Source organism: Enterococcus larvae (assembly GCF_017830045.1).
Classification (GTDB): domain Bacteria; phylum Bacillota; class Bacilli; order Lactobacillales; family Enterococcaceae; genus Enterococcus_L; species Enterococcus_L larvae.
This window is the reverse complement of the sequence record NZ_JAEDXU010000014.1, coordinates 74,109-91,014: the sequence shown is the minus strand read 5'-3', so window position 1 is coordinate 91,014 and position 16,906 is coordinate 74,109. Positions and strand designations below refer to the sequence as shown.

The following is a 16,906-nucleotide window of genomic DNA, read 5'->3' as shown; positions in this document are numbered from 1 at the left end:
CAAATCCTTGTCAGTGATGACGATTGCCTTTTTGAACCTGCGTTTTTGAAACTCTCCGGCAATCTCCTTGATTGCACCTTTACCGAAATACGATGTTTCGTTCAATACCATTCTGTTTGCCATAGTCATACTCCTCTCTTCTATCAGCTTGTTCGTTAAACTCGTTTGCTTTCTTCTAAGATAAATCAGCGAAATAGCTTATCCCTATTGACTGGAAAATCAGTTACCTCGTCAGGAAGGCTTCTGCTTCATTTTTGGCAGCTGCCTTACAAAATAATTCGTGCAATTCCTGCTCATATTTAGCAGAAAGTACCTGTTCCCTAAATGCTCGATCATTCACCAAATTATACAAAGCCGTCACTGCATTTAAGTGGCTCTTTTTATCTTTGGGTGCAATCATGACCAATACGCGTACAGATAGCTTGTTAGAAAATGGAATCGGGTATTTTACTCGTAAGAGAGACATTCCCAATCGTTTCACGCCATCCTCTGGTGCTGCATGAGGAATCGCAACCTCCGGAGCAATCACAAAATAAGGATAGTCGGGATCATAATTTTGAATGATCGTTTCAACATATTTTTCATTGATGAAACCGTTCTGGATCAATGGCTTGCCACACAGGCGAATAGCCTCCTCAAAGGAAAGCGGTTTATCATAAATTTGGATATTCTGTGGTGGTAAAAGCTCAAGCAAGCCCCAACGTTCTTTGAATAGTCTTGCACTGCGCGGCAGCTCCTTCTCAACTGAAAACAACAATTGATCAAGCTCTTCTCTTAATAATTGTTTGGAGTGGATCGTAGCATGCTTTTCAATAACTGATATGATTTTCTCCATGCTTACCTGATCATCTGCGCCAATATAAGGCTGGCGACCAAAAACCTCACGTTCTACTTTGTATTTCAGCTGCTGCTTCTCCTCTTCCGTCAAGAAGTGCTTGATAAAAAAGGAAGGGATGTCTGTATCTACACCAACTGTTGAAAAAATAATATCAACCTTTGGATTTACCTCATAGAATTCCCGCAGAGACATATAGCGCGTAAAGTAAATTTCAGGCAGCAGCTCCTTCAAATTTTCCAGCAAGAGCCGTGAAACAGAAACACCATGCATACAGACAACGATTGCCGTTTTCTTCTCCTGTTCCTGAAACTTATCCCCTTTTAAAAACCCAAGGAAGATAATCAATAAATATGCCAGCTCTTCATCAATGAACTCAATCATTAATGTCTGTTCAATCGGCTGCACAGCCTTTTTCACGATAGAATAAAATTCCTGATATTCCTGTTGAAGCGAATGGAAAAGCTCATTTTCATCTGGAACACCAAAGCGTATCCGATAGCTTGCAGGAATAATATGTTGATAGAGAATAGCGCATAATTCCTTTTTATTCTCAAAAAAAGTAATGCTGGATTTTTCAAACCGTTCAATACTGCTGACGATTGCCTGCTGAAGCTCGACATTCTGCCGAAATGATGTTCGTTTGACGACATTGATACTCAAAATATGCATTGTAATAAAACGCAATTCCTGTTCATCATCTTCAAGACGACTTCCTTCATAAAAATCAATAAACAATGCTGCAACAACACTGTAGGTTTGTTGGTTCAATAGTTTTCCATAATGATCGATAGCTGCGGTAGCAATCGACTCCTCCAGTGAAAATCGCTTGATCGATAGGTAAATGATCATGCTGAGGTAAGCTATTTTTACCTCTGAAAAAAATAGCTGAAGTTCATTTTCAAGCTGCTCGATTCTCTGATAGATACTTTCCAGCAATGTTGGTTCTATCGACAGGAGTTCTTTGAAAACAACTAGTGAAAAATCTTTTTCAATTTCTTTTTTCAGCAGATAGAGCCATATTTTTCGAATATCCAGCTCCTGACCGACTAAGAAATAGCCTCTTGCTCTGGTGGATTTCATACTCAGAGAATGATCAGTTAACCGCTTATTGACTAGCTTCATATCAGCTAAAATAGTATTCCGACTGACTCCCAGCTTCTCTGCCAGACTCCCTAAAGTCTGCTGCTCATATAAGATGATCAGGAGAATGATGTAGCATTGTCGTTCATCACTTTGAAGATGGATCAATGATGAATCAGTTTCTAAAAGAAATCGTTTTTGCTCACGATCGACTGTTAAGAGGTAGCAATGATTTTCTTTTTTTATCGACGGCAGTTTCTTCTCAATCAAATAGTCATTGATCTTTTTCATTCGATAATTCAACTGGCTTTTACTCAAACTCAGCTCATCCATCAAACGCTGAGAAGAAAGGTTTGAATCCTGCAGCACCAGCTCGATTATTTGCTTCATCATTGAATCCATATTCGCTCTCCTTTTATTCTTTGATGCAAATGCTCGAGTAATCTTACATTTGCCCTATTCGGTGGTCCGATGTCCTCTACTCTAGGTTCTTTTTTACACCAGAGTAGTGGCTCTCCTTTTTTTCTTTGATGCAAATGCTCGAGTAATCTTACATTTGCCCTATTCGGTGGTCCGATGTCCTCTACTCTAGGTTCTTTTTTACACCAGAGTAGTGGCTCTCCTTTTATTCTTTGATGCAAATGCTCGAGTAATCTTACATTTGCCTTATTCGGTGGTCCGATGTCCTCTACTCTAGGTTCTTTTTTACACCAGAGTAGTGGCTCTCCTTTTATTCTTTGATGCAAATGCTCGAGTAATCTTACATTTGCCTTATTTCGATGGTCCGATGTCCTCTACTCTAGGTTCTTTTTACACCAGAGTAGAGGCTCTCCTTTTCTCTTTTGATGCAAATGTTCAAGTGATTTTGTCATAACACACAGCGACTGCTTTCGCAGAGCTGATGTGGCATGATACAAGGCGACCTACGAGAGCGTTGCTACCCATTCCTTCATTTTGGTGGTCCGATAGCCAATTCCCTAGTATTTATGGCTTCCTTTTTATCCTTAACCGTAGGAGCATCTTTCCACATTCTTGCATTATTTGAAAAAGCTAATGGTCTGCTGCTTCTCTTTTGGGAAACTTTTTAGGTAACTTTTCAGTTTCTTCAATTTTTTATTTTGCCGAAAGTCATAAGATTCTTTCTTTTTCTGTCTGATTTCGTTATAATTTAATCAGCATATCACTTATGCCAAGTTTAAAATACGCATTGATCACATCTCGTAATAAGTAAGGAGATTTAGGGATCGCATCGATTGTGTCGCCAGCTATATGTGGGGTGAGAGTCACATTATCAAGCTGTAATAAAGGATCAGTCTTTTCGATTGGTTCCTTCCATATTACATCTAAGGCGGCACCGGCAATTCTTTTGTCCTTCAGAGCGCTGATCAGTGCGTTTTTATCTAATACCGCTGCTCTTGCTGTGTTGATCAAGTAAGCACTGGGCTTCATCAACGATAACAGATGGTCACTAACCATATTTGTCGTTTCAGGTGTGACCCGCATATGAAGGGAAATCACATCTGCCTCTGAAAATACTTCCTCCAGCTCTTTGAAGGCTACAGATAGTCCTTCTTTTCTAATTTTTTCCTGATCGATAAATGGATCATAGGCTATGACCTCTACTCCTAATGCATTCAGTCGCTTAACTACCAGCTTACCAATATACCCCAAGCCAATCAGACCAACCTTCAAATTACTGATGGTTGTTTTATATGGATCGTTGGGAAATGCTTTTGTCCACTTCCCTGCCATTGCATCCTTATGTCCTCTGGCGATGTTCCTTGTTTCTGCATAAATCAAACCTACAGTAAAATCAGCAACTGGTTCTGCATTTCGTATCACATGCAGCAGTGGGATATTTTTTTCCTTCACTGTCTCAACAGCAACATGCTCCAGACCACCACGACAGGTGCCAATCAATTTCAGGTTCGGTGCATTTTCCAGCATTTCTTTTGAGACTGGTGCAATGTGGACTAACAGATAATCGGCATCCCTCATTGCGTGAACAACACCATCAGGTATATTAACAGCTTCCGGTCCGCCCTTTTCAATCAGTAAGATTTTTTCCTGAAACTGGTCTTTCGTCAACTCTGCATGCCAGTTAAATTCCACTACTTCAATGTCAGCTCCCAAATCCAGCTGTTGTGCTGCTTCCTTCAGTGTTTCACTGCTTACCAGACGATCACCGACAACGACTACTTTTACCATCACACTGTCCCCTCTTCCAATGTCATTTGCGCATTTGCTTCCAATTCCGCCTGTCTTTCCAGATAGTTATGGATAGCTTCTCTACGTGTTCTCACAAAGATATACATCGCGATATAAGCCACGATAGATAGACCAATCCAAAGCGGGTTTTGAGTCATGAATATCAAGAATAAACCGCCCATGATATGGTTCGTCATTACTGCAAAGCTGCAAATAAGCAATGCGCCTTCTGGAAGATTTACTCCGACATCCAACGCCACTTCTGTAAAGATCGGCGCAACTGCTGTAATCATATACAGACCGCCAACGCACCAGATCGTCCCTGAGATAAGTGATTTAAAAATATTTCCGTTTGAAATACAGATAATCAATTCTATCATATATGGAATCGCTATCAAATCCACCATTGGCAAGGTTTCATTCCCCGGAAGGATGATCGCCAACACTAAGATGATAGGCATCAGCAGCATACCAGTAAGCAATGTCGCTGTTTCACCGTAACCAGCCGCATCATTGATGGCCAAATACCAAACACGGTCTTTGCCGCCTGATTTAGCTGTTCGTTTTGATGCGTCAGTGATTGTTGTAAATGCCGAAGCAAAGATTCCGGCAATTTTCGGAAATATTGCCATGATTGCTGCAGTTGCAATACCTACAGTAACGATTTCACCCCAACCTTCCATCGTATCCAATCGCATGAAGTTTCCGGCAAATCCCAACAACAGCCCCAGCATGAAACCAAGAGAAGTTGGTTCTCCCAAAAAGCCTAGCTTATCTTGTATTTTTTCAGGATTCCACTGGACTTTGTTTGCACCTAGCTTTGTCAATACCCAGTCCATACCTATTGCTAAAGGAACTGAACAGATATGATGAGGTGCTGTCATTGTACATTTTGGATAGCCGTAATATGTTGACCATCTCTTCGCTACGATTTCAGAAAAGACTAAGCTGTATAGATTGGATAATACCATGAGACCGATTGCCAGCCATAAGTTGCCTGTCGCAATATACAACATGGATCCCCAGAGCATAAATGAGAAATTATTCCACAAGTCAGACGGCATAAATATGTTGGTGTACTTCAGAACAAAAAGAATCAATTGAAGCAGCAAGCCCAAGCCTAAGAAAATCATCCCAACCTGTGTAGAATACGCCACAACACTTGTTGCCTGCCAACCAGTATCGAGGATACGAAGATTTACACCTGTTTCCTCCACCATTCGTTGAACAACCGGCGTAACAATTGGCGAGTACGCCCCGATGATCATATTGAAGCCTGTCAAACCGATCCCTGCATTAAGCGCTGCGGTAAACGCCTTTTTAGGCTTTACCTTCATGATCAGTGCAATAAAGAAAATAATGACTGGAACGACGATTGCCGCTCCAAATGCCTCCATGATACTTGATAATAGTTCTAACAAGATTTCCTCCCCCTTTTATAATGTTTTCACCGTTGCCAGCAGCTCTTCATAAAACTCATCTTCCTCCATACCAGTCAACAAGCCAACAGAGTTGATTGTGGGAACATCATATTTCCCTTTCAATGGACTAGTGTGAACGATCAAATCCCACTGTCCGGAAGCCAACTCTCCTTCTACTCCTCCAGGATTGACTTCTACAGTCTTCGCTCTATAGCCATTTTCCTCCAAGAAATCCTTGACCTTTCCAGCAACCATGGAGCTGGTCACTGTACCTGATCCACATACTGAAATAACATTCACTCGTTTCATCCTATTTCCTCCTGTCTATTTTCTAGGTGCTAATATGCCGGTTTTTGGTACGACGCCAAAACGATCGGCTAAATCCCAAAGCTGTTGATCCGTGATTTTTTGAATAATGCCGCCTGGCGCAGAAATTGCACGCATATAAATATCTGCGGCTTTTTCAGCTGTCTCAACTAACCCAAATGCATCATCCATCGATTGACCCGCGCCCATGATACCATGATGCGGCCATACAACGATACGTGAACTTTCCATTTTTTCAGCAGAGGCTTCCCCAAGCTCTACCGTTCCGGCAACCATCCAAGGTAGGACAGCAACCCCATCAGGAAAAACAACTAAGCATTCTGTAATCATTTCCCACAGTGATTTTGTAAATTTATCCTCATCCAGATCATGGACAAAAGTCATTGCAGAGATGGCGATTGAATGGGTATGAAGAATCACACGATGCTCCAGGTCCTGTCTCAGTCTCACTGCATGACACTTCAGATGAGAAGCTAACTCGCTTGTTGGTACTCCGCCAGTTTCCAATCCCCAAAGAATCTGATACTTTTTCCCTTGTGCATCTACTTTCAAGATAACCAGATTATCTGCAGGATTCTGCCATACATTTTTGAAATATTTTCCAGAACCGGAAACTAAAAAAATCATTTCTGCCAGCTCAGGTATTTCAAATCCCAGTTCTACTTCATCCAATACTCTATCTGTATCAAGATAAAACTGAACCTCTGCTTCATCCAAGCGATAACTGATATTCCCTCCGTTTCGCTCCGCCCAACCATTATTCCATAGATTTCTTGTTGCTTCACACATTTCTTTGATGAAAGGTGCCTCATAAATATTGTGAATCTTTCCCATCAGTAAAAACTCCTATCCTTTATCAATATAGTATTGCTTAACAATTGCATACATTTCTTTTTCCGAAACATCCTCAGATAATCGATTCATTATTTCTTCGTCAGAAAACATGGCCATTAGATTTTGAAGTAAAACCAATTGCTGTTCTCCTTTATCAAACCCCAAAACAAAGCTGTAATGAACCTCAACCTGTTCGTCCACTGAACCCATTTGCCCAAATCTGATGGGTTTCTTCAGCTTCGTAATAAAGATGAATGGTTTCTTTATATGCTGAGGATCTGTGTGGGGAATTGCGACTCCCATAAAATGTGTTTTCAGTCCGGTTGGATACTCCTTTTCCCGCTCCTTCAATGCGGTGAAAAAACTTTCTTTCACATAGCCCTTTTGCTTCAATTTCTGAAAGATATAAGAAAAAAATTCGTCCTGACCACCTTCCACCTCAATGATATCCGCTAGATCCTCACTAAAATACTCATCGATCGTCATCCTTGTCCCTCCCTTCTTCCTTTGTTAGTCATAGTATATAAAAGTTCTTCGTCGAAATGTTATCGCTTTCATCACAATTTTTATTTTTTTTCCTCTATTGATTTGGCTCATGTCCGTTATCCGTCAGTTTCTTCTTACTTTCCAGCTATTATTCATATGCTTGGGTTTGCGACTAAAGGCTTAGATATTTAAGTAACAACTTAGGGCTGTAGATGGATGAAAGCGATACGATGCTTCTATAGAATAAATAGTGAAGATATTGATAAAAAGAACTGGAGGAAATTAGAATGAAACGGACAAAAGATCGATTTTTTTGGGGAATTGCATTAGTGGGATTGATTTGCCTTGCAGGAGTGACTCATGTGACACGACCGGCAAATTGGCAAGAGGAAGCTAGGCAGGAAATAAGCGAAGCCATGCAGGAAATAAAAGAGGAAGGCAAAGATTTGAAGAATTCTCTAAAGCAATCCTTCAAATCAGGAAAACATAGCCTAAAAGAAGGATTGAAAGACATTCAATAATTAGACAAAAAAGCGATAAAAATCAATGGTTTGATTTTTATCGCTTTTATAATTGAAATAAAAAAACTATCTCTTTGCAGAGATAGTTAAAAGGAGTATTACTCAAAAGAGTAATATGAAAAATAAAAAGGTTGTTGTTGGTATATTTATAATATCAGAATCAGATTTTTTGTCAACACTTTTTGCTCAAATTCTATGCTTTTCTTTCAAAAAATAGAGTCAAAACAAACAGAAAACGCTTTCTTACCGTTACCTTCTTCCCCCAATTCTTTCTGTTCCCACGTTTACGCATTCTTCCTCTCTCCTTCTTGCCTTTTCTTACTGAAAACTGCTACTATTGCTATAGAATCTAACAAAGGAATCGGTGAACCATCATGAATAAATCAACTGAAGAAAATCTCAATATACTAAGTACCTTTTGTGGAAAAAGAGATATTGCAGTGTTGGAAAAGAACCAACTCCAAAAAAACTACAGTATTGATCAAGCAGATGTCCTTGTGCTCTTTGGAGGCAGTATCATTTCCGGTGGTGATGTAATGGCTAAAGCCATGAAAAACAATCTTGCAAAGAAATATATCATTGTCGGCGGATATGGTCATACCACTGATGGTCTACGAAAGGAAATACAGAAACATTTACCTAATGCTTTACCTGTTGATCAGCTGTCAGAGGCAGAGCTCTTCAATGAATACCTGAAATTACTCTACGGCTTCCAAGCAGATTATCTAGAAACCAAATCCACAAATTGCGGCAACAATATCACTTATCTTCTTGAATTATTGAAAAACGAAGCCATTCCTTTCAGTTCAATCATTCTCATACAGGACGCAGCAATGCAGCTTCGTATGGACGCAACCTTAAGAAAATTTGCTGCTGACGCTACAATTATCAACTACGCTGCGTACAAAGCAACGATTCAAAGTGATGCAGGCAAATTGATTTATACAGAGAATATCAAGGGCATGTGGCCAATCAACCGTTATATTTCTTTACTTATGGGTGAAATTCCCAGACTCACAGATGACAAACACGGTTATGGCCCAAATGGTTCAGGCTATCTTGCTCATGTAGATATACCAAAAGACGTTTCCCGTGCCTTCTTAGAGCTGAAGCAAGCCTTTCCTGATGCTGTTCGTGTGGCAAATCCGGCATTTTCTTCCGCAGATATGAATGGCTGAGTAACTATTCCGGTTTGGGGAATTTTCTACTATATCGATCTATATCTTTCAGTCACTAACTGTCTACTATGACTATAATACGTTAAAAAGGAGTGTGATAGTATGTCTCTTATTTTTTCACTTATCTATATGGCCATCGGATTTTGTATTCTTTATTTTGTTGTTCGTTTAGCCGTACGCGATGGAATCAACGATTCAAAAAAATGAATCCTTCTTTTCTCACGAATGTCTGAATAATAAAATATGATTCAATATAGAAGTCAGAGCCATTCTCTTTAATGAATGGCTCTGACTATTGCCGCTTTATCGAACTTGCGGCTTCTTGCTTCCTTTCTTTCTTGCAATAGCTGTCCATTTCTTTACAAAATCTCCTTTAGCATCCGTGTAAGCATCTCGATCATGTTTGAATTTCTTACTCAACTCAATTTTCAACGCTTCATATTCTGCTGCGATTTCAGGATGTGCATTGAGAAAATCTCGAAACAGGACTTCGTCTTTATCCCCTGCATGTCTAAGATGAATGTGGTAGACCTTCTTTGCAAAACCGTTTTTGGTATACCCCTTATTCAGAGATACTCGGTTCCCTTCAGTAGACATGATCATATATTCATGAGCCGAAAGCTTTTTAGCGATCATTGATAGATCCGTTTCAGGTGTTAGCTCAACCAGCACATCCACAATATTTTTTGCCTGAATCCCATTTATCGCTGTGCTTCCAATATGATTGACAGAATAGATTGCTTTATCAGGGATCTGTTCTTTCAACTCCTGTTTTATCTCCTTGTACCACTGCTGCCACTCTTCTTTTTGCCCCACCAGAGAAATCGGAAATAGCTGCCATAGCTCATCTAGTGTCATTTCATTTAATTCTTTTCCCATATCCTCACCTACCTTCTCCTCAAGTATAGCACCCCTACCTCTTTTAGAATATATTGTATCTTCTTCCAATGAACGCCCATTATCAAGTAGCTAAAGATATGCTATGATACATTTGTCTAAATCAATACAAAATTTATTGGACGGCGCCTTGACAGCGACACGGTGTCCGCCTTTAAGCTGTGTATATAACTCAGGCTGGAGAATACGCTCTAAAGCTATTTTTTCTGTACAGACAAAAATGGCTTTTATACACCTTTTTCTTTAGCAGGGATTATATGTTTAGGAGGAATCAAGTGATGACAAACCAAGTGAAAACAATTAGTGAGGTAGCAAAGAATTACGAAGTAACACCTCGCATGCTGCGGTATTACGAAAAGCTGGGGCTGATTCAAAGTACACGTTTATCTGGATATGCCTACCGCGTCTATGATATAGAAAATACAGATCGAATCCAAAAAATTCTTTTTTTGCGAAAGCTGAGATTGTCACTAAAAGAAATCGGTATGATACTGAACAGCTCAGATGCTCAGCAGGCAATCGAAATTTTTGAACAGCATATTTATTCGATCGATCAAGAAGTTTCCGCATATACCGTACTGCGTAAAGCCTATGAACAACTAATTACTGTTTTCAAAAGTGCTGCCTTACCTGAATTGAATATGAAGGATGAGGTATTACAGTCATTGATCACTGATCTTCCTATACCTAACACAACTTTAAAGGAGGAAATCAACATGACAAATGTAAACCAAGCCGCCGCACAATTGAAAAAAATCGAACCCAGGGTCATCCATGTCCCGGCATACAGCGTAGCCGCCGCTCATTTTATCGGGCCAGATCCGGAACAGCACGCTTTCGACCAGATAAAGGACTTCGTTCAACAAAACAAGCTATGGGAACTCATGTCGGATATACGGGTGTTCGGATTTAATCATCCAAATCCTTCAGAAAAAAAGCCAACCTACGGCTATGAATTTTGGGTCACGATTCCTGAGGATATGGAGATTCCAGCACCATTAAAGAAAAAACAGTTCAACGGAGGCGAGTACGCCGCCCATAGCATCACTATGGGGAATTTTCAAGAATGGGGGCTGTTAGAGCAATGGGTTAGTGAAAGTCCCCGCTACGAATACCGCGGCAACGGCAACCCTGAAAATATGTTTGATTCCTTGGAAGAACATTTGAACGCTTATACGTATTTCGAAAACGGTGACTCTGAATTTCCGCAGATGGACCTCATGATTCCCGTACGTAGAAAAAGAGAGACACCATAGAAAATAAGAACAAATAAGAAAAGAAATAGTCGGCAAGGTCATTAAACAAGATTGCCGCTATTTCTTTTTAATTCTTTCTAATCAGATGAATCCTTTACTACATTCTTTTTCAAGGCTCCCTCATTTTGAAACTGCATCATTTTTTTCATGAAAAATGCAATAAGATAAATCGAGATAGCCGAAATCAACGCTTCCTGAAAGCCAAAAACAATCAGATTTAATAGGATGATCACAAGATTTGTCAAAAAGACACCTGTGGCACGGTCCATACCAAAATGCCGATCAAATATGAGCGGTGGAACAGTGACCCCTCCATTTGAAGCCCCAATCTGATAAAGGACAAATATCCCTAGGCTAAACATAAAGCTGCCGATGATCAAAGCAACAGCGAAATAGCGTGTGACAGAAAAAACGGGGACATAACTTAAAACAATCGGGAACATCAGACTGCCGATAAGGGTTTTTAAGAACATCTCCCTTTCTAGAAACAAAAATGCCAGACAAAGCATGAATAGATTTACCATCCAGACAATAATACTTCGGTCTATAAACAACAATGTCTCAAGAAGATAACCAATTGAGCCAACACCAGCAGATGCAATACTGTGGGGAAGCAGGAAAAAATTCAATCCTATAGATATGATCAGTATCCCAGCGAGTATTCCCGGGATTTTTTTTAGTTCAGCTTTCATTCAACCCCTTCTTTCCTACAAAGCAATCCTTCTTTTTTGTCTACTTTAACAGAGAGAGGGCTATTGTTACGGTCAATTTTTTCATAGGCATACGAAAAAGTTGACTTGTACCAAAAGGAGGCTGAGACAGAAGTGTTTAGCTACAAGCAATAAGCCGGAATTCACGAAAATTGTTTCACAAATTTTTGTTGAATTCCGGCTTATTGTCGTAGGAGCTACTTCTGACTCGCCGTTTATTCGGATTTAGGGTATGGAAAAGAGTGGCAACAGATTATTGTCCCACTCTCCTTTTATGTGATCACTCCATGTGTATAAAGTAAAACAGCAGAATAATAGTTGCTTGGCACAATTTCTATAGTTACCCTACCTGCAATAAATCATACTGGGATTGATACAAATGATGGTACAACCCTTTTTGCGCCATCAACTCATCGTGTGTGCCGGCTTCTATGATCTGGCCGCCATCCACATAAAAAATCTTTGAACTGTTCTTGATTGTCGACAGTCGATGGGCAATGATAAACGATGTCCTATCCTTCAACAGCTCCTGCAGCCCTTCCTGCAGTAATGCTTCTGTTTTCGTGTCAATACTGGAAGTCGCCTCATCCAGAATCAGGATTTTCGGATCTGCCAGCAACGCACGAGCAAATGAAATCAGCTGTCGTTGACCGGCAGATAAGGTGCTCCCTCGTTCCTCTACCACCGTATGATAGCCATCCTTCAAATCCTTGATGAACTCATGGGCTCGAACAATTTTTGCCGCTCGGATGACCTCCTCTTCTGTTGCATCCAACTTTCCATAACGAATATTTTCATAAATCGTTCCGGAAAAAACAAAGGTATCTTGAAGCATGACGCCCATTTGCTTTCTCAGAGAAGCTAAGGTCACCTCACGAACATCATGACCATCAACCTTTACACTCCCCTCATTAACGTCATAAAAACGACTTAACAAATTAATGATCGTTGATTTCCCGGCACCTGTAGGTCCAACTAAAGCAATGCTTTGTCCTGCTGTTACTTGAAAACTGACATCATTCAAAATATTCTTGCCGGGTTCATAACGAAATGTGACCTGCTCAAAATCCACTTGACCGGAAATAATCGGCAAATCCTTAGCATTTGGCAGATCCTGAATATCAGGAACCTCGTCCAGCGTCTCAAATATCCGCTCTAAGTATGCAGTCGCTGTAATCAGGGAATTATAGAAATTTCCGATATTGATCACAGGGTTCCAGAAATTATTGATGTAACCAATAAATGCCACCAATGTCCCTGTGCTGACCGAAACGCCTACTTGCCGAATCCCAATAAAATAAATCAAACACGTGGTGATGACTGCAATATTCTGCACACCGGGCCAAAGTAGAAATTGAATTTTGACAGCCTTCATCCAAGAGCTGCGGTACTCTTCACTCACATCATTGAATATCTGAAAGTTTTCTTTTTCTCTGGCAAAAGACTGAGTGATTTTGATACCGGAAATACTTTCATGGATATAGGCATTCAGATTGGATTGCTTATTACTGAGTACTTGATACGCCTTGCGCTGTTTTGTTGTGATCACCATAACGATTATAAACAGCAGCGGCAGAAGTGCCATGCTGTACAGCGTCAGCTTCACATCAATAAGGAACATGAAAATCAACGTAATGATCACATTAAAAATATCAGAAATCAGGTTGATCAACCCGTTACTCAATAAATCGCTTAATGTGTTGATATAATTCACAACTCGAATCAAAATCTTTCCATGCGGACGATTGTCAAAGTAAGAAAAAGGCAGTCGCTGTAAATGTTCAAAAATCGAAAAGCGCATATCCTTCAAAATATCCTGACCGATTTCAGTGATTGCGTGGATACGGTAGCGAAGCAGCCAGCCCATGATAAATAATGAAAGTAGAAAAATGCCGCTCAACAGCCAAAGTAATGACGTGTTTTCCTGCGGCAGCACCTCATCGATGGCAATCTTCGTAAAATATGGGCCAAGCATCCCTAAAACATTGGCAATGATGATTGCTGCCAATACCTTACCGATTGGCTGTTTATACGGCTTGATATAGGCAGCGACCCTTTTGTAGTGTCCCCAATTGAATTCTTCTTCCAGCGTCTCATCTTCATCAAAACGATTACGTGCCATTTAACTCACCTCCTGCTTCTCTAAGCCTAATTGCTTCTTATAAACCTCATAATACTGTCCTTTTCGTGCAACCAGTTCCTGATGTGTTCCCTGCTCAACCACATGCCCTTTTTCCATCATTAAAATCAGATCTGCTTCTCGTACCGAAGATATCCGATGAGCAATAATAAAGGTGGTTTTCGCTTCAGTCAGCTTCGTCAATTCCTTTTGAATTTTGGATTCTGTTTCCATATCAACTGCTGAAGTCGTGTCATCCAAGATCAGGATCGAAGGGTCTTTAGCTAGTGCTCTTGCTAATGAGATCCGCTGCTTCTGCCCCCCTGATAAACCAACACCACGCTCCCCAACAACCGTCGCATAGCCCTCCGGCATTTTGGAAATAAAATTATGGGCATCGGCAATTTCCGCCATTTGTTGGATATAGTCCATTTCTGCAAACGGATTACCAAAAGCAATATTATCTTCAATCGTATTGGAAAATAGAAAAACATCCTGCATGACCATTGAGATACTTTCCCTTAGCTGACGAACAGGATAGGAACGTGCATCTTTGCCATCGATCAGTACCACTCCTTCTGTGGGGTCATAAAAGCGTCCCACCAAATTTACCAGAGTAGTTTTTCCAGAGCCTGTCTCTCCTAAAATCCCGATTGTTTGTCCCGGCTTTATCTTGAATGATACATCACTTAAAACATTGGTTTTTGGATCATCAGAGAAGTGAAAGGAAACCTGTTTGAATTCAACAAAGCCTTGAATTCTTTCCTCTGTTTCTCGAATTTCAACAGGGATTTGCGGCTCCGTGTTCAGCATCTGGCGAATCTTGATGCAGGCAGCTGAAAAACGCTGTACATCATTGATCAGCCAACCGCTCATTCGCATTGGTTGATTCAGCATCCATAAGAATCCATTGAATGCAATCAGGTCTCCTAAAGTCAGCTTACCTTGAATCACAAATATACCGCCCAACAGCAAGGCAATCACATTTAAACTGCCTGCTAAACCGTCAAGCCACGGCAAATAGGTACCGGATACTTGTGCTGAAGCCATATTCCGCTGTTTATAATCCTCATTATGTGTATTAAATTTCTCGATTTCATAATCCTCACGGGCAAAGGCTTTAACAACACGATTCCCACCAATATTCTCCTCTACCATCGAATTCAAACGAGAAAAGCTTTCTCGAATATCGAAAAAGACCGGATGAGCTTTACCAGCCATGTTCTTCGTCAAAATAAAAATCAATGGTGTGACTGCAACTAACGTCAGCATTAGCGGCAGACTGATGCTGCCCATAACGACAACTGCGCAGATGAACCACAATACACACTCCAGAATATTGTAGACAACCCATGAGACAAAATGACGGATTGCATCCGTATCTCCTGTCATTCGAGCCATAATATCCCCAACCCTTGTATGATTGAAAAAATCAAAATCCAACTCCTGCAGCTTTTGATACATATCCTGTCTTAACGTAAATAGTGTATTTTGGCCGATTCGCTCAAACAGTATCTGATAAGAGTAGCGAATGATTGTTCGAAATAGTGTGATACCCACCATGATACCTAGAAACGGCAACAATAGAGTTTCCTTTTTCTGTGTGATGACCTGATCGACGATTTGTCCGGTGATCAGCGGGTTGACAACAATCAATACCGCATTCAATAAAAGTAAAATAAGTGCAAGAACAGCTTTTCCTTTGTACCTCCGTGCATATTGCCAGATCCACTGATAATTATTCATTCTTTCCCCTCCTGACTTTTCAACAGCCTTATAGAACAACGCTGAAAATGCTAACGACATCACTAAAATATCCGTTATTGATTTCCAGACATATCCTAACGAATAAATAAGTTGCCTGTTGACTCATTCGAAGTATAGAATAGTCTTCAAGGAAACAAAATGAAATGGTTATTGTTACCCAAAATGATGTACAATATTAGCATAAAACTTGGAGGAGCTATTATGGCTTATACAAATGTTCAACTATTCAATCCAGATATTCTTTATGCCTTTGATCCATGGAATGACGCCGACCATTATTCCAAGCACCATGCCCATGAATTTTTAGAGATCAGTATTATTTTGGAAGGTGAAACAGATTACGTGATTGAAGATGACGCAATTCGATTGGGTCCAGGCCGGATCATGTTGTTTAATCCAGGCGTTTATCATTCGGAATCTCAAGCAGAAGGCAGCTATTCTCACCAGCTGCACATCGGCATTAGTAACATCTCCCTGGATGGACTACCTAGAAACCATTTCCCAAATAAAAAGGCTCTGATCGATCTCGGAGAATACCATAGTCAATTTTTAGAAAAAGCTTGGCGATTAGCAAAAGAGTTCAATGAACGGCAAGAAGAGTTTCAGCTGATGGGAAAGGCACTGGTCATCGAGATGCTGGTACTGATTTTAAGAAGTCTCAGCGAAAAACGCGAAGAAGTCGTTCCACAGACCTTGTCCAATACTGCCAAACGTAAGCAAAATCTAGTCAATCAAACGATTTATTTCATGGAAAATTGTTATACCGAAGAAATCACACTGGAACAATTGGCAACAACCTTCTATGTCAGTCCTACTTATTTATCGAAGGTCTTCAAGGAAATTACTGGAAGCAGCCCCATCAATTATCTGATTCAGATCCGTTTGAAGCATGCGAAAAATTTATTGGAAAGTGAAACAGCTACTAGTATCAAAGAGATCGCCCAGACAGTTGGCTATGAAGATGCGTATCATTTCAGCAAGCTATTCAAAAAATATTACGGGATTTCACCATCAAAAGTTTAAGCGCTGTCATCAATGAAAAAGTGAGGCTGAGACAGAAGTGTTTAGCTACAAGCAATAAGCCGGAATTCACGAAAATTGTTTCACAAATTTTTGTTGAATTCCGGCTTATTGTCGTAGGAGCTACTTCTGACTCGCCGTTTATTCGGATTTAGGGTATGGAAAAGAGTGGCAACAGATTATTGTCCCACTCTCTACCAATACTTTATTCAAAAACTGTCTAACTCATTTATACTGCTTTTTA

At 40.3% G+C, this 16,906-nt stretch carries 14 protein-coding genes and 1 pseudogene; 4 read left to right on the top strand and 11 right to left on the bottom strand.

Features of this window, described 5'->3' with window-relative positions; translation table 11 throughout:
• The 7 genes and pseudogenes from I6N96_RS18615 to I6N96_RS18585 all read right to left on the bottom strand — a co-directional run.
• Nucleotides 1-123: pseudogene (locus I6N96_RS18615) on the bottom strand (lactaldehyde reductase); the annotation flags it as partial.
• Nucleotides 124-223: 100 nt separating this feature from the next.
• Nucleotides 224-2,320, bottom strand: coding sequence for a BglG family transcription antiterminator (locus I6N96_RS18610; RefSeq protein ID WP_209559077.1), 2,097 nt, complete (start codon nucleotides 2,318-2,320; stop codon nucleotides 224-226).
• 759 nt (nucleotides 2,321-3,079) lie between these two features.
• On the bottom strand, nucleotides 3,080-4,126 hold the full coding sequence (locus tag I6N96_RS18605; protein ID WP_209559076.1) for a 2-hydroxyacid dehydrogenase: 1,047 nt from the start codon (nucleotides 4,124-4,126) through the stop codon (nucleotides 3,080-3,082).
• Nucleotides 4,126-5,547, bottom strand: a complete 1,422-nt coding sequence (locus tag I6N96_RS18600) for a PTS galactitol transporter subunit IIC (RefSeq protein ID WP_209559075.1) — start codon at nucleotides 5,545-5,547, stop codon at nucleotides 4,126-4,128. Before I6N96_RS18600 ends, I6N96_RS18605 begins: the two co-directional genes overlap by 1 nt.
• Nucleotides 5,548-5,562: 15 nt before the next feature.
• Nucleotides 5,563-5,856 carry a PTS sugar transporter subunit IIB gene (locus tag I6N96_RS18595; protein ID WP_209559074.1) on the bottom strand — a complete coding sequence of 98 codons (294 nt, stop codon included), beginning with the start codon at nucleotides 5,854-5,856 and terminating at the stop codon, nucleotides 5,563-5,565.
• A gap of 15 nt (nucleotides 5,857-5,871) precedes the next feature.
• Nucleotides 5,872-6,708, bottom strand: coding sequence for a rhamnulose-1-phosphate aldolase (gene rhaD / locus I6N96_RS18590; RefSeq protein ID WP_209559073.1), 837 nt, complete (start codon nucleotides 6,706-6,708; stop codon nucleotides 5,872-5,874).
• A gap of 12 nt (nucleotides 6,709-6,720) precedes the next feature.
• Nucleotides 6,721-7,194, bottom strand: coding sequence for a PTS sugar transporter subunit IIA (locus I6N96_RS18585; protein ID WP_209559072.1), 474 nt, complete (start codon nucleotides 7,192-7,194; stop codon nucleotides 6,721-6,723).
• A 287-nt stretch (nucleotides 7,195-7,481) separates the two neighbouring features.
• Between I6N96_RS18585 and I6N96_RS18580 the strand changes: the two genes are divergently transcribed.
• Together I6N96_RS18580 and I6N96_RS18575 are read left to right on the top strand one after the other, a co-directional pair.
• Nucleotides 7,482-7,715 (top strand): hypothetical protein, encoded by a 234-nt coding sequence (locus I6N96_RS18580; RefSeq protein ID WP_209559071.1) that lies wholly within the window; start codon nucleotides 7,482-7,484, stop codon nucleotides 7,713-7,715.
• Between the two features lie 374 nt (nucleotides 7,716-8,089).
• On the top strand, nucleotides 8,090-8,893 hold the full coding sequence (locus tag I6N96_RS18575) for an ElyC/SanA/YdcF family protein (RefSeq protein ID WP_209559070.1): 804 nt from the start codon (nucleotides 8,090-8,092) through the stop codon (nucleotides 8,891-8,893).
• Nucleotides 8,894-9,196: 303 nt separating this feature from the next.
• On the opposite strand, the gene I6N96_RS18570 is transcribed toward I6N96_RS18575, so the two are convergent.
• Complete coding sequence (locus I6N96_RS18570; protein WP_209559069.1) at nucleotides 9,197-9,772, bottom strand: GrpB family protein; 576 nt, start codon at nucleotides 9,770-9,772, stop codon at nucleotides 9,197-9,199.
• A gap of 296 nt (nucleotides 9,773-10,068) precedes the next feature.
• Between I6N96_RS18570 and I6N96_RS18565 the strand changes: the two genes are divergently transcribed.
• Entirely contained in the window at nucleotides 10,069-11,046 is a 978-nt protein-coding gene (locus tag I6N96_RS18565; protein ID WP_209559068.1) for a MerR family transcriptional regulator, read from the top strand.
• Nucleotides 11,047-11,123: 77 nt separating this feature from the next.
• Here I6N96_RS18565 and I6N96_RS18560 read toward each other — a convergent pair whose 3' ends face one another.
• The 3 genes from I6N96_RS18560 to I6N96_RS18550 form a co-directional block, all read right to left on the bottom strand.
• A complete protein-coding gene (locus I6N96_RS18560) occupies nucleotides 11,124-11,738 on the bottom strand; it encodes a YitT family protein (RefSeq protein WP_209559067.1) in 615 nt (204 codons plus the stop codon).
• Between the two features lie 358 nt (nucleotides 11,739-12,096).
• Entirely contained in the window at nucleotides 12,097-13,878 is a 1,782-nt protein-coding gene (locus I6N96_RS18555; protein WP_209559066.1) for an ABC transporter ATP-binding protein, read from the bottom strand.
• Nucleotides 13,879-15,621, bottom strand: coding sequence for an ABC transporter ATP-binding protein (locus I6N96_RS18550; protein ID WP_209559065.1), 1,743 nt, complete (start codon nucleotides 15,619-15,621; stop codon nucleotides 13,879-13,881).
• Nucleotides 15,622-15,843: 222 nt separating this feature from the next.
• Here I6N96_RS18550 and I6N96_RS18545 point away from each other — a divergent pair, with 222 nt between their 5' ends.
• Nucleotides 15,844-16,665: a helix-turn-helix transcriptional regulator gene (locus I6N96_RS18545; protein WP_209559064.1), complete on the top strand. Its 822-nt coding sequence runs from the start codon at nucleotides 15,844-15,846 to the stop codon at nucleotides 16,663-16,665.
• Nucleotides 16,666-16,906: the final 241 nt, after the last annotated feature.